The 13,629-nt window shown below is 72.4% G+C and carries 9 protein-coding genes; 6 read left to right on the top strand and 3 right to left on the bottom strand.

Translation table 11 applies throughout. From position 1 onward, the window contains the following. Nucleotides 1-136 precede the first annotated feature (136 nt). Nucleotides 137-2,050 carry an anthranilate synthase family protein gene (locus AOA12_RS14820; RefSeq protein WP_054684378.1) on the bottom strand — a complete coding sequence of 638 codons (1,914 nt, stop codon included), beginning with the start codon at nt 2,048-2,050 and terminating at the stop codon, nt 137-139. 201 nt (nt 2,051-2,251) lie between these two features. Here AOA12_RS14820 and ispG point away from each other — a divergent pair, with 201 nt between their 5' ends. Continuing rightward, a complete protein-coding gene (gene ispG / locus AOA12_RS14815) occupies nt 2,252-3,382 on the top strand; it encodes a flavodoxin-dependent (E)-4-hydroxy-3-methylbut-2-enyl-diphosphate synthase (protein WP_054684374.1) in 1,131 nt (376 codons plus the stop codon). Between the two features lie 105 nt (nt 3,383-3,487). Then, entirely contained in the window at nt 3,488-4,636 is a 1,149-nt protein-coding gene (locus tag AOA12_RS14810) for an LLM class flavin-dependent oxidoreductase (protein WP_054684372.1), read from the top strand. A 7-nt stretch (nt 4,637-4,643) separates the two neighbouring features. Here the strand turns inward: AOA12_RS14810 and AOA12_RS14805 are convergent, their stop codons facing one another. Next, nucleotides 4,644-6,071, bottom strand: coding sequence for an RNB domain-containing ribonuclease (locus AOA12_RS14805; protein ID WP_054684369.1), 1,428 nt, complete (start codon nt 6,069-6,071; stop codon nt 4,644-4,646). A gap of 25 nt (nt 6,072-6,096) precedes the next feature. Beyond that, nucleotides 6,097-7,116: a 1-aminocyclopropane-1-carboxylate deaminase gene (locus AOA12_RS14800; protein ID WP_054684367.1), complete on the bottom strand. Its 1,020-nt coding sequence runs from the start codon at nt 7,114-7,116 to the stop codon at nt 6,097-6,099. Nucleotides 7,117-7,262: 146 nt separating this feature from the next. On the opposite strand from AOA12_RS14800, the gene AOA12_RS14795 reads away from it, so the two are divergent. The 4 genes from AOA12_RS14795 (at nt 7,263) to AOA12_RS14780 (ending at nt 13,623) form a co-directional block, all read left to right on the top strand. Then, entirely contained in the window at nt 7,263-8,471 is a 1,209-nt protein-coding gene (locus AOA12_RS14795; RefSeq protein ID WP_054684364.1) for a globin domain-containing protein, read from the top strand. 170 nt (nt 8,472-8,641) lie between these two features. Next, a complete protein-coding gene (locus tag AOA12_RS23650) occupies nt 8,642-9,181 on the top strand; it encodes an RNA polymerase sigma factor (protein WP_054684361.1) in 540 nt (179 codons plus the stop codon). Beyond that, nucleotides 9,178-10,317 carry a hypothetical protein gene (locus AOA12_RS14785; protein ID WP_054684358.1) on the top strand — a complete coding sequence of 380 codons (1,140 nt, stop codon included), beginning with the start codon at nt 9,178-9,180 and terminating at the stop codon, nt 10,315-10,317. The genes AOA12_RS23650 and AOA12_RS14785 overlap by 4 nt, the downstream gene beginning before the upstream one ends. 564 nt (nt 10,318-10,881) lie before the next feature. Next, complete coding sequence (locus AOA12_RS14780; protein WP_156366517.1) at nt 10,882-13,623, top strand: VWA domain-containing protein; 2,742 nt, start codon at nt 10,882-10,884, stop codon at nt 13,621-13,623. Nucleotides 13,624-13,629: the final 6 nt, after the last annotated feature.

The raw sequence follows: 13,629 nt of genomic DNA, 5'->3' as shown, positions 1-13,629 counted from the left end.
CAGGACGATTCCGCGGGAAGTCTCCTGCACCGGTGATTTCTCCTGCGCCGGTGAGGCGGGTGAGGAGGGTCGGATGCCGGATTCTGGATGCCGACACCGGATGCCGGATGCCGATGCCGACGCCGGGCGCCGGGGCTCAGGCCAGGGCGTGGCGCACGAGGCGCTCCAGCGTCACGAGGCCGTCGCGCGACAGGATGGACTCCAGGTGTCCCTGCACCGAGGCGTAGCGCGGGCCGCGCATCGCGTACACGTCGCCCGAGGCGGGATCGGCCGCGACCTCGGCCGCACCCACGCGGCCGGTGCCCGGCGCGACGCGCGCGGTGAACGTGTTGTAGAAGCCGATGGACGCCGGCTGGCCGAACAGGTCGATCGTCTTCTGCAGCCCCTGGTGCGGCGCCGCGAGCGGCGCCAGCTCGATGCCGAGCCGGTCGGCCAGGATCTGGTGGCTCAGGCACACCGCGAGCAGCGGCGCGCCCGCCGCGATGCGCGCGGCCACGATCGCGCGCATCCGCGCCATCCGCGGGCTGTCCTCGTCGCGCGGGTCGCCCGGGCCGGGGCCGCACAGCACGAGGTCGGCGGCGGCGAGGTCGGCGTCGTCGGCGTCGGCCCAGTGCGCGATCCGCACGTCGAGGCCGAGGTGGCGGAGCTGGTGGGCGAGCATCGTCGTGAACCGGTCCTCGGCGTCGACGACGAGCGCCGAGAAGCCGGCGAGCGGGCGGGGGCCCGCGGCATCCTGCGGGTTGAGCCAGAACTCCGCGAGCCGTTCGTTGCGGGCCGCGAGCAGCTCCGCGACGCGCGGGTCGTCGGCGAGGCGCCGCGGCGCGGAGGTCGGCTCGTCCTCGTCGGCGGCGCTCACGTCGACCGGCACGGCGACCGGGTCGCGGTCGACGGCGCCGATCGCGCCGAGCACGCCCGCGGCCTTGCCGTGCGTCTCGCTCACCTCGCCGTACGGGTCGGAGTGGCGCACGAGCGTCGCGCCGACCGGCACCCGCAGGCGGCCGTCGACGAGATACGCGGTGCGGATGAGGATCGGCGCGTCGAGATCGTGCACGCCGCCCTCGCGGGGCGTGAACAGGGCGGCGACGCCGGAGTAGTAGCCGCGCGGCGTGCGCTCGTGCCGCGTGATGACGGTGCACGCGTTCTGCATGGGGGAGCCCGTGACGGTGGGCGCGAACATCGTCTCGCGCAGGATGTCGCGCGGGTCCATCGTGCTCGTGCCGCGCAGCATGTACTCCGTGTGGGTGAGGCGCGACATCTCCTTCAGGTGCGGCCCCGTGATGCGCCCGCCGTCGGTGCAGACGGCCGACATCATCTTGAGCTCCTCGTCGACCACCATGAACAGCTCCTCGGTCTCCTTCGTGGAGCCGAGGAACTCGGTGAGCGTCTCGACGGTCGCGCCGCCCGCGGGGTGGCGGAAGGTGCCCGAGATGGGGTTCATCGTCACGGTGCTCACGCCGTCGCCCGCCGCGCCGTGGTCGGCGCTGACGTGCGCCTCGGGGCTCGCGCCGACGGCCACGTGACCCGGCGTGCAGACGAGGAACGTCCAGTACGCGCCGCGCTCGTGCTCCAGCAGCGCCCGGAACCACGTGAGGCCGGCGGTGACGGCATCCACGTCGACGGCCGCCGTGAAGTCGCGCCGGATGACGAAGTTCGCGCCCTCGCCGCGCCCGATCTCGTCGGCGATGACGCGGCGCACGATGTCGGCGTACTCCTCGTCGGGGATGTCGAAGCCGGCGTCGGCGAGCGGCACGGGCTCCGACGGCAGGGTGGCGAGCACGTCGGCGAGCGGCACGGTGACGCGCTCGCCCACGACGAGGCAGCGCAGCGGCGCGCCGTCGTCGTGGCACTCGTAGCCGCGCTCGACGACCTGGCGGAACGGCACGAGCGCGAGCACGTGCTGCGGCGTGCCGTCGGGGGCGTGCAGGGGGATGTCGGCGAGCAGGTCGACGTCGACGACGTCGCCCGTCAGCACTTCGACGGTCGCCCCGTCGCGGGCGATCAGGGCGAAGGCGCCGCCGGCGAGCGCGGCGGCGAGGGGGTTCGGGGTCATCTGCGGGCTTTCAGTCGGTGGGCGGCCGCGTCGCTGGAACGAAAAGACCGCCACGAGGGCGGTCGGTCGTCAGGGTCGCGAACACACCGCCTCAGCGGGTGGGCCACCAGTTCGCGAACATGCCGTCACGATAGCAGATGCGCCCAGCGCCGCCTCAGCCGGGCCGCGTAGGCTGAGCCCGTGCCAGCTGTGAACCTTGGGATGCCGCACGTGCCGCAGACGCTCGCCCCGCGCCGCAAGACCCGTCAGATCCGGGTCGGCAAGGTGCTCGTCGGCGGCGACGCGCCCGTCAGCGTCCAGTCGATGACGACGACCCCCACGACCGACATCAACGCGACGCTGCAGCAGATCGCCGAGCTCACGGCGTCGGGGTGCGAGATCGTGCGCGTCGCGGTGCCATCGCAGGACGACGCCGACGTGCTGCACATCATCGCGAAGAAGAGTCCCATCCCGGTGATCGCCGACATCCACTTCCAGCCGAAGTACGTGTTCCAGGCGATCGACGCGGGCTGCGCGGCGGTGCGCGTGAACCCGGGCAACATCCGCCAGTTCGACGACAAGGTCGGCGAGATCGCCAAGGCGGCGACGGATGCCGGCGTCTCGCTGCGCATCGGCGTCAACGCCGGCTCGCTCGACCGGCGGCTGCTGGAGAAGCACGGCAAGGCGACGCCCGAGGCGCTGTGCGAGAGCGCCGTGTGGGAGGCGTCGCTGTTCGAGGAGCACGACTTCCACGACTTCAAGATCTCGGTCAAGCACAACGATCCGATCGTCATGGTCAAGGCGTATCGTCTGCTCGCCGAGCGCGGCGACTGGCCCCTGCACCTCGGCGTGACCGAGGCGGGCCCCGCGTTCCAGGGCACGATCAAGTCGGCGACGGCCTTCGGCATCCTGCTCGCCGAGGGGATCGGCGACACGATCCGGGTGTCGCTGTCGGCGCCGCCCGCCGAAGAGGTGAAGGTGGGGCATCAGATCCTGCAGTCGCTGAACCTGCGCGAGCGCACCCTCGAGATCGTGTCGTGCCCGTCGTGCGGGCGGGCGCAGGTCGACGTCTACACGCTCGCCGACTCGGTGACCGAGGGCCTCAAGGACATGACCGTGCCGCTGCGCGTCGCCGTGATGGGGTGCGTCGTCAACGGCCCCGGCGAGGCGCGCGAGGCGGACCTGGGCGTGGCGTCCGGCAACGGCAAGGGACAGATCTTCGTGAAGGGCGAGGTCATCAAGACCGTTCCCGAGTCGGAGATCGTCGCGACCCTCATCGCCGAGGCGAACCGCCTGGCCGCCGAGCTCGGTCCCGACGCGCCCGTCGGCACGGCCCAGGTCGTCACGGCGTAGCCTCGCGGCATTCCCTAGCGCGGAGCGTGCAGAATAGGTAGAGCCGACCAAAGGTAGCCTTACCTAATTCGCGATCGCTGTCGGCGCGTCGCGGCGAGGAGTGCGATGACGACCGACGGCTTGCGGGTGCTGTGGTACCTGAACGGCACCGACGGCGAGGTGCCGTGGCAGCCCGAGCACCGGTTCCCGCCGTCGCTCGCCCACCTGCGCGGCGTGGCGGCGACGCTCGACCGGCTCGGCTACTACGGCGTGCTCAGCACCGCGCGCGAGACGATCGCGCTCGTCGGCGACACCGAGCGCCTGCGGTTCCTCATCCCGGAGTACCCGGGGGTGAAGCCGCCGGCGCTGCTCGCCGAGGAGGCGCAGGTCTTCGACCACTACTCGGGCGGCCGGCTCATCTACAACCAGGTCAACGGCGCCGACCCCGTGCTCGCGCGGTACGGCAGCTTCGCGCCCAAGAGCGAGCGGTACGCGATCTCCGCCGAGTACTGGAAGCTCGTGCGCGAGCTGTACCTCGACGCCGCCGACGCCGTCGACGGCGAGCACTTCCGGCTCGGCCCGCAGTACAAGCCGCCGATCTCGGGCCCGCGCCAGCGCGGCGGCGTGCCGATCTGGGGCACGGGCGCCTCGCCCGAGGGCATCGCGCACGCGATCGAGGTGCTCGACGTGTACCTGAGCTTCCTCGCGACGCCGGCGATCCTGTCGCGCACGTTCGGGGCGATGCGCGAGGCGGCTGCGGCCGCCGGACGCACGATCCCCGTGGGCGTGCTCGCGAGCGTCGTCGTGCGCGACACCGACGACGAGGCGTGGGCGCACTTCGAGTGGCAGCTCTCGCGCACCGATCCCGCGCGCATGGCGCAGCTGGCCGACCGCAACCTGCGCTCGTTCGGCTTCGGCCCGCTCGCCGACCTGGCGAGCGGCGACCCGCAGGTGCAGGCGCGCATCGACGCGCTGCGCGCGGGCCGCCTGCCTGGCCGCGCCGAGCTGGAGTTCGCCCCGGGCATGGCGGCGGGCCTGACCACGTGGACGTCGGGCGAGCCGCCGTTCGACATCGCGGGCAAGGGCTCGGGCAACTACCTCGTCGGCAGCCCCGAGACCGTCGCGTCGCTCATCGCGTCGCTGTCGGACGAGCTCGACATCGACACGTGGATCCTCTCGGGCTGGCCGCTCGCCCACGAGGCGGAGCGGTTCGCGCGCGACGTCATGCCGCTCCTGCCCGTGCGCCCGTACGAGCCGCCGCGGCTGCGGGCCTGAGCCGCCGTCACACCGCGAAGGCGAGCTCGCCGCGGTCGATGCCGGCGCTCGTGAGCGTGAGCTCGACCTCGTCGCCGGGCTCCGCTCCCGGGGGCAGGGGAGCGGATGCCGTGACCGCCGGCTCCGCGATCTGGATGCGGCCGCGCTCCGCCCCGCGCCGCTCGATGACCGTCGCGGCGATGCGCGTGCCGACGAGCGGCGCGAGCAGGGCCGCCTCGACGCGGTCGATCGTGCCCGCCGACAGCCGTGCGGCGCGCTGCTCGGAGGCGCGCATGAGGTCGGGCAGCTCGGCGAGGCTCTCGCGGGCCCACGCCGGGGCCTCGCGTCCAGCGCTGAGCTCCAGGCAGATTGCGAGCGCCCAGCGGTCGACGAGGCGACGCAGGGGCGCCGTCGCGTGCGCGTACGGCGCGCCGATCGCCGCCTGCACCGTCTGCTCGGGCGTCTCGCCGTCGAACGTGACGTAGCCCGCGCCGCGGAACAGGCTCGCCGCGGCCTGCAGCACGGGCAGGCTGCCCGGGTCGTCGCGGGGAAGGGTGCGCAGGTAGTCGCCGTAGCGGCCCGTCGTCCAGGGGCGGCCGAGCGCGCGGGTCTGATGGCGGAAGGTCTGGAACGCGTCGTCGCTCGGCTGCGGCATCGTGCGCAGCACGCCCACGCGCGCGTCGAGCATCAGCCCGGCCGCGGCCATGCCCGTCATGAGCGACAGCTGCGCGTTCCACTCCTCGACCGCGAGCGGATGCCGGCGTTCGATGCGGTAGTGGCCGTTCTCGTCGCGCACGACCTCCTCGTCGGGCAGGTTGAGGCTCGCGCCGCCGCGCGCGGCCTCGCGCTGCAGCCGCAGGAGGCCGATCTCGGGCAGCAGGGCGACGGGGTCGTCGTCGCCCACGGCACCGGCGTCGAGTGCGTGCTGCGTCGAGACGTAGTCGAGCTGCGCGCGGGAGCGGATGAGCGCGCGGCGCAGGCGCACGTCGGCGACCGCGCCGTCGCGGTCGAGCGCGAACGTCCACACGAGGGCGCTGCGGTCGTCGCCCGGCAGCAGCGACGCGCGGTCCTCGCTCAGCACCGGCGGATGCAGGGGCACCCGGCCGTCGGCCGCGTAGAGCGTCTGCCCGCGCTCCCGCGCCGCCCGGTCGACGGCGCCGCCCGGGCGCACGAACCCGGGCACGTCGGCGATCGCGTAGTGCACCGTGTAGCCGCGGGCGTGCCGCGCGAGGTGGAACGCCTGGTCGAGGTCGCGCGAGCCCGCGGGGTCGAGCGTGACGAACGCGACGTCGCGCAGGTCGGCGTCGGCGGGCGGCCGGGTCGCGTCCTCGGCCTCGGCGAGCGCCTCGGCCGGGAACGCGACGGGTGCGTCGAGGCTGTCGCGCAACGCGGCGAGCGACGCCGTGAGGGCGTTCTGCGCCGCCGTCGCGGCCAGGTGTGTGCGGCGCTGGGGCATGTGCCCCAGCCTGGCACAGTCGCGCCTACTCCCAGAGGCGGTGGTACGCGTTGATCGCGGGCTGGCCGCCGAGGTGCGCGTACAGCACGGTCGCGTCGCGGGGGATGTCGCCCGACCGCACGAGGTCGATGAGGCCCGCGAGCGACTTGCCCTCGTAGACGGGGTCGGTGATCATCGCCTCCAGCTGCGCGCCGAGCGCCATGGCCTCCATCGTCGACGCCACGGGGATGCCGTAGAGGTCGCCCGCCCACCCCTCCAGCACCTGGATCTCGTCGTCGCGCACGTCGCGGCCGAGCTCGATCAGCGCGGCCGTGCTCCGCGCGATGCGCGCGACCTGGTCGCGGGTCTTGTCGAGCGTCGCCGATGCGTCGATGCCGAGCACGCGGCGCCGGACCCCGGTCAGCTCCTCCAGCGCGGCGAACCCGGCGATCATCCCCGCGTGCGTCGAGCCGGTCACGGTGCACACGACGATCGTGTCGAAGAAGACGCCCAGCTGCCGCTCCTGCTCGGCGACCTCGAACGCCCAGTTCGCGAAGCCGAGGCCGCCCAGGCGGTGCTCCGAGGCGCCCGCCGGGATGGGGTACGGCGTGCCACCGGCATCCTCGACCTCCTGCAGGGCCTGCTTCCACGAGTCGCGGATGCCGATGTCGAAGCCCGCGTCGTCGAGCCGCGAGTCGGCGCCCATCATGCGCGAGAGCAGGATGTTGCCGACGCGGTCGTTCGTCGGGTCGTCCCAGGGCACCCACTTCTCCTGCACGAGACGCGCCTTGAGCCCGAGGTGCGCGGCGACGGCGGCCACCTGCCGGGTGTGGTTCGACTGGTATCCGCCGATCGAGACGAGCGTGTCGGCGCCCGAGGCGAGGATGTCGGGAACGATGTACTCCAGCTTGCGCACCTTGTTGCCGCCGAAGGCGAGGCCGCTCGACACGTCCTCGCGCTTGGCCCAGACCTGCGCGCCGCCCAGGTGCTGGGTGAGCCGCGCGAGGTGCTGCAGCGGGCTCGGCCCGAACGTGAGCGGGTGGCGGGGAAAGTCCTGGAGCTTCATGGGGGAACGCTACTGCCCGGACGCGGGATGCGCACGGGCGGCCGCGGAATAAGCACGGGATACGGCGGGCGGGCGCGGCGGCGGGTGCGTCACGCTCGGGGAGACGTCGAATCCGACGCGGTCCCATCGCCACAGGAGAACCACCCATGGAGCTGACCCCCGAGTCGAAGGCCATCGTCGCCGCCACCGCCGGCGTCGTCGCCGCGCACGCCGAGCAGATCACGCGCGTGTTCTACCCCGACATGTTCGCCGCGCACCCCGAGCTGCTGAACGTGTTCAACGCCGCCAACCAGGCGATCGGCGAGCAGCCCAAGGCGCTCGCCGCGTCGGTCGTCGCCTTCGCGGTGTCGCTCATCGATCCCGACGCCCCCGACTTCGGGCCCGTCATGCGGCGCATCGCGCACAAGCACGTGTCGCTCGGCATCCGGGCGCGCGAGTACACGATCGTCGGCCGTCACCTCATGAAGGCCGTCGGCACGGTGCTCGGCGACGCGGTCACCCCCGAGGTCGCGGCCGCGTGGGACGAGGTGTACTGGCTGTTCGGCACGACGCTCATCGCCGAGGAGGCGCGGCTCTACGCGCTGGGCGGCACCGACCCCGAGGCGCCGTGGCGTCCCTACCGCGTCGTCGAGCGCTTCGAGGAGTCGGACGAGGTGTTCTCGCTGCTGCTCGCCCCCGTCTCGGGGGAGGTGCCCGCGCACCGCACGGGGCAGTACGTCGCGATCGCCGTCGACCTGCCGGACGGACGCCGGCAGCCGCGGCAGTACACGATCTCGTCGGGCCCGCGCGGCGACTCGCTGCGGGTGACGATCAAGCGCGTGCGCGGCGTCGACGGCGCCCCCGACGGCCAGGTGTCGGGCTGGCTGCACGAGAACGCGACGCCCGGCACGATCCTCGACCTGTCGCAGCCGGCCGGCGACGTCGTGCTCGACGACTCCGACGCGCCGCTCGTGCTCGTCTCGGCGGGCATCGGCATCACGCCGGTCGCCGCGATCATGGAGGACCTGTCGCGCCGCCAGCCCGACCGCACGGTGCGGCTCTTCCACGCCGACAAGTCGCACGGTCACCACGCGCTGTACGCGGGCCTGCGCCGCCAGGTGCTCGCGATGGGCGACGCCCGCGCGCAGAACTGGTACGAGGAGGCCGCCGAGACGGCGCCGACGCTGCATCCCGCCCGGAGCGGCTTCATGGACCTGTCCGACGTAGAGGTGCCGTCGGAGGCGACGGTGTTCATGTGCGGCCCGCTGCCGTTCATGCAGATCGCCCGCCGCACGCTCATCGACCGCGGCATCCCCGGCGACAGCATCCACTACGAGGTCTTCGGCCCCGACCTCTGGGCCCAGAACCCCGTCTGACCGTCGATGGCGGCGAGAGCCCCGCGGCGCTCGCACGAGCCCTCCCCCGCCGCCACCCACGCCGCCTCCGCCGCCGAGATGGTGGGTTTCTCGCCGAGAAACCCACCATCTCGGCGTGGGCGTGCGGTGCGAGGCGGGAACCGATCGGGGGATGCCGGACACTACAGGGTGTGAGCGAAGACCGGGAGCTGTGGGCGCGCGTGCGCGGGGGAGACGAGGCGGCGCTCGCCGAGGTGTTCGACCTGCACGCGCCGCGCGTCTTCCGGCACGCGTGCCGGCTGCTCACGTCGCGCGAGGATGCGAAGGACGCCGTCGCCATCGCCTTCTTCGAGCTGTGGCGCAAGCGAGCGACGGTGCGGCTCGTCGACGGATCGCCGCTGCCCTGGCTGCTCAACACGGTCGCGAACGCGGCCCGCAACCTGGAGCGCTCGGCGCGCCGCTACCGCGCCCTGCTCGCGCGCGTGCCCGCGACGGAGCACCACGACGCCCCGGCCGCCCCCGACGAGAGCGGCGCGCTCGCCGCCCTGCGCCGCCTGCCGGAGCGCGAGCAGAACGTGCTCGTGCTCTCGGTGCTCGAGGGCTACCCGGAGCGGGCGGTGGCGACGACGCTCGGCATCCCGGTCGGCACGGTGAAGTCGCGGCTCGCGCGGGCGAAGAAGAGGCTGCGCGACGATCTGGGCGATGGAGGGAACGCGGTGGAGGGGGCATGACCATGCACGACGACAGGCTCTCGGAACGCGAGCACGCCGAGCTGCGCGATCTCGTGCTCGCCGGGGCGCAGCGCACCACGGCGGCCCGCCCGCGGCGGGGCGCGATCGCGGCATCCGTCGCCCTCGTGCTCGTGGGCGGCCTCGTCGGCGGGGGCGTCGTCGCGATGACGCACCTCGCCGAGCGTCCCGTCGACCGCTCGGCGGGCCGGACGAGCGCGCTGCCGTTCGGCGGCGACTGCGCGCACGCGGTGACCGACGCGGAGCTCGTCGCGATCGACGACCGCATCCCGCTCGTGCTCGATGAGCCCCGCGCCGGCGCGGCCGACGTGCTCGGCGGCATCGAGTGCCGCTGGTCGTGGGAGGGGGAGATGTCGATTCCGCCGGGTTCCGACGTGGCACGGACGACCGTGTGGATCGATGCGTACCCGGAGGAGGTCTGGCCGGAGGACGAGCACCGGGTCGACGGGCCGCAGCTCTGCGTCGAGTTCCAGATGTATCCGAGCCTCACGTCGTGCGCGACGACGGGCACCATCGGCGGCATGCGGCTCGTGGTCGGCATCTCTGGCGACCCCCGTCACACGAGCCAGGATGCCGCCGATGCGCTCTACGCCCGCGTCGCCGAACGCCTGGCCGCGTCGCCCGGCGAGGGGCGGCTCGTGCCGGGCGCGGACTGGTGGGTGCTGCCGGAGTGCACGGGGCTGGTGGAGGGTGTCATCGCGGACCATGCGGGCGGCGACGAGCAGCCGGCACTGGCGCCGGTCGCGCTCGCCCTGCCCGACGGGATGACGAACGATCTGCAGCACGCCGCGGGGGCCGCGCGCACGTGCGGGATGGAGTTCACGGCATCCGAACGCGGCGTCGGCACACCCCACGGCATCACGATCGACATCATCCCCGGCGGTGCGATCGCGTTCGAATCGGCGCGTGAGCGCCCCGGCGCGTGGCCCGTCGAGGTGTCCGGCGCCGCGGCCGCGGTGCTGGTCGACGTTCCGTCCTCCCACGGCGGCGGGGCGCCGCAGACACCTGTGCTGATGGCCACCGACGGCGTCAACATGCTCGTGCTCACGCCGACTGCATCGCTCGGTGACCCGGTGCTGCTCGCCGCGCTCGCCGCATCCGTCCTCGGCTTGCTGTGACCGGAGGCATCCGTCGACGCGTGCCCCGCGCCGACGACACGCCGACCTCGCCCGCAGGCGCACGTTCGGGCGTCCGCGAAAGAGCAGGCGCCTGCGGGCGGGGCACGGGGAGCGGTCGGGTGCAGGGGCGCCGGCCGGATGCGTGGGGTGAGAGCATTCTCATCCGATGATCGGGCTGCGGTCGGCGCGCGGGCAGGTATTGTCGGTCGGGCTGATTGATATGCTTCTTGACCTGGGTTTTTTATGCTTCCGATCTTGAGGTGCGGGCCTGGTTCTCATGGTGATGGGTGCGTGGCATGACGGGGTGTCGCGCGAGAGAATGCCATATGTGAGTGGCATTCCTCCACGCTTCCGGGTAGCGTCCCGGGCAGGTGCACGGGGGGTGCGCCGGCCGGGGGGATTGTGATGCGACGACGTTCGACGCGGGTGCGGGGATTCGGCGGAAGACTCGCCGCGGTGTGGGCGGCGGTGCTGGTCGCGGCGCTTGTCGCCGGGGGAATGGGGCCGGTGCCGGCGGCGTCGGCGGCACCGGGTCCGGCCGGTCAGTCCGCGGCGTCTGCCGCGATGCCTGTGCCCGGTCTCGTGCCGGGCGTGGTCGCGGGTGCGGGGACGCTGCCCGCCGATCGCGGTGCTGCGTGGCCGGTGGGGGATGGCGCGGCGCCGGCGGGGCGGCACGTCGCGTGGATCGACGGGCTCGGGGCGGTGCTGCGTGCTGTGCTGGACTGCGTCAGGACGCTCCTCGGGATGGGCGGGCACGCCGGTGGCGGTGGCGGCGGTTCGGGGGGACCGACTCCTCCGGCCGTTCCCGGGGACGGCGAACCCGACTTCTCGAAGGACCGCGACGGAGACGGGCTGCCGGATGTCGTCGAGGAGCGCTTCGGGTCGCATCCGTCCCTGACCGACACCGACCGTGACGGACTGACGGATGCCGAGGAGCTGCGGGCCGGCACCGATCCGACGAGGCGCGATACCGATGGCAACGGCATCCTCGACCCCGACGACGATCCCGACCGCGACGGGGTGCCGACCCGTCAGGAGCTGATCGACGGGACGCAGGCCTTCAACGCCGACACGGACGGCGACGGGCTGAGCGACGGCGACGAGAGATCGCTCGGGACCGATCCGCTGCGCGCCGACACCGATGGCGACGGGGTGCCCGACGGCGACGAGGTGCGGGTGGGCAGCGACCCGTTGGTCGCCGATGCCGACGGGCTGTTGACGGTCGAGGTTGTGCGCGAGGGCGTGCCGGCGTCGCTCCTCGCACACGGGCCGCCCGCGGCTCTGGCCGCGACGACGGTGGAGGTCGCGCCCGCTGCGGCGTTCGGCGACATTCCGGGTCTGGTCGGCACGCCCGTCGTCGTGGATGCCGGGGAGGGGCTCACGAGCGCGACCCTCACCCTCACGTTCGACGCGGCATCCGTCCCGGCCGGGGCAGACCTCGCCGTGCTGCACTTCGACGAAGAGGAAGGCCGCTACGACCGTCCCGCCGACCAGGCGATCGATGTGGCGGCGGGTATTGCGACCGTCACGACCACGGAGTTCTCACCGTTCATCGTCGTCGACCTGAACCAGTTCGACGCGATCTGGAGAGACGAGATCGTCGTGCCTCGCGATGCCGACGGCACAGCGACGCAGCTGATCGATGCCGTGCTCAGCATCGACGGCTCGGGGTCGATGGACTGGAACGATCCAGACGACCTCCGCTTCGATGCTGCCGCGTCGTTCGTCGATGCTCTCCTGCCTGATGATCGGGCCGCTGTCGTCGGGTTTGACAGTGGGTGGAAAGTGGCGCAGTCGTTGACGACCGATCACGCGGCCGTCAAGGCCGCGATCTCGTCCACGTACACCGATGGCGGGACCTCGATCTCGGCGGCGGTGCAGGGACCGCTCGAAGAGCTGGACGCGAACGGTGACCCTGCGCATGCGCGCATCGTGGTGCTGCTCACCGACGGCGATGGCTCCTACGACCCGTCGCTGACGGCGCGTGCGGCCGACAGCGACACGACGATCTACACGGTCGGACTGGGCAGCAGCGTCAACGAGCGGCTGCTGGAGGAGATCGCCACACAGACCGGCGGCAAGTACTTCTTCGTCGCGAACGCTGACGGGCTGAAGGACGCCTACGAGCGGATCGGCGGCGACCTCGGCACGCCCGATACCGACGGCGACGGCATCTCCGACGAAGCCGAAATCAACGGATGGCGCACCCAGCGCGGCAACGTCTACGTGACCGACCCCCACAACCCCGACACCGACGGCGACGGGCTCACCGACGGCGAGGAGGCCGGCGCGCTGATCTCCACAGCCACGGGGTATGTGGGCGTCTCCAATCCCCTGGTGGTCGATACCGACGGTGACGGACTTGATGATCTGACCGAGGTGGTCGAGGGCACCTCGCCGCTCGACTCCGACACCGATGGCGACGGACTCGACGACTTCGACGAGCTCGAGTTCGGCTCCGACCCGGCCGCGCGGAATCCGGACGGCGACTCCCGCAACGACGCCGAGGAACGGGACGAGGACTCCGACCCTTACGTGTACGACCTGACCGGCGAGGAGGCCGCCGCCGCGTTCACGGGTGGACTCGTGTTCGGTGACTGGGAATGGGGAGCCGAGCACATCGGGCAGCTCAACCTCACCCAGCGCGAGTCGTTTCCCTACCTGCTCGGCGCTATCACGAGCGGTCTCGCCGTCTACGGCGACGTCCGCGACGTCATCTCGAACCTCTTCACCGGCGATGTCATCGCCGCGGTCGCGAGCCTGATCGGCATCATCCCCGCCGTCGGCGACGCCGGCCGCATCACCGCGAAGACCGTCCAGTTCGCATCGAAGAGTCCGCAGGCCGCGCAGGCCGCGCTGGCCGTCGCGATCACCCTCGCCAAGAACCCCGACGAGCAGGTCGCCGCGATCCGCCGCGTGATCGCGACCGACCCCGCCGTCTTCCGACTGCCGCAGGATGTCGCGGTACGAGGGAGCACACCACGCGATCCGCTGGAACTGGACCGTCCCATCAGCCGATCCGCCGCACAAAACGCTGCCAAAGACCAGATCATTGAGGAACTACGCGCGGCGCGGTACACGGAAATTCGAGTCGACCAAAGGCAAGTCAATGGGGAAAAGGAGATCGTGGGAATAAACCGTCCTGATATTCAGGCGACAGCACTTAATGGCAAGAGGGTGTATATCGAGCTGGATACGAACACGTCAACGCGCGGGCCGGGCCATGCGAGGCGGCTGCTTGCGAACGATCCCGACGCGGACGTCTACCTCTTGCAAGAACCATATATCCTCACGCTGATACAATAGGAAGAA

This window comes from Microbacterium sp. No. 7 (genome assembly GCF_001314225.1).
Lineage (GTDB): Bacteria > Actinomycetota > Actinomycetes > Actinomycetales > Microbacteriaceae > Microbacterium.
The sequence above is the reverse complement of the archived record's forward strand: the minus strand, read 5'-3'. Positions and strand labels throughout refer to the sequence as shown.

Bases quoted from the DNA above. Each gene is read 5' to 3' on its own strand.
- AOA12_RS14820 (WP_054684378.1), bottom strand. From the start codon at position 2,050: ATGACCCCGAACCCCCTCGCCGCCGCGCTCGCCGGCGGCGCCTTCGCC.
- ispG (WP_054684374.1), top strand. From the start codon at position 2,252: ATGCCGCACGTGCCGCAGACGCTCGCCCCGCGCCGCAAGACCCGTCAG.
- AOA12_RS14810 (WP_054684372.1), top strand. From the start codon at position 3,488: ATGACGACCGACGGCTTGCGGGTGCTGTGGTACCTGAACGGCACCGAC.
- AOA12_RS14805 (WP_054684369.1), bottom strand. From the start codon at position 6,071: ATGCCCCAGCGCCGCACACACCTGGCCGCGACGGCGGCGCAGAACGCC.
- AOA12_RS14800 (WP_054684367.1), bottom strand. From the start codon at position 7,116: ATGAAGCTCCAGGACTTTCCCCGCCACCCGCTCACGTTCGGGCCGAGC.
- AOA12_RS14795 (WP_054684364.1), top strand. From the start codon at position 7,263: ATGGAGCTGACCCCCGAGTCGAAGGCCATCGTCGCCGCCACCGCCGGC.
- AOA12_RS14785 (WP_054684358.1), top strand. From the start codon at position 9,178: ATGACCATGCACGACGACAGGCTCTCGGAACGCGAGCACGCCGAGCTG.
- AOA12_RS14780 (WP_156366517.1), top strand. From the start codon at position 10,882: ATGCCTGTGCCCGGTCTCGTGCCGGGCGTGGTCGCGGGTGCGGGGACG.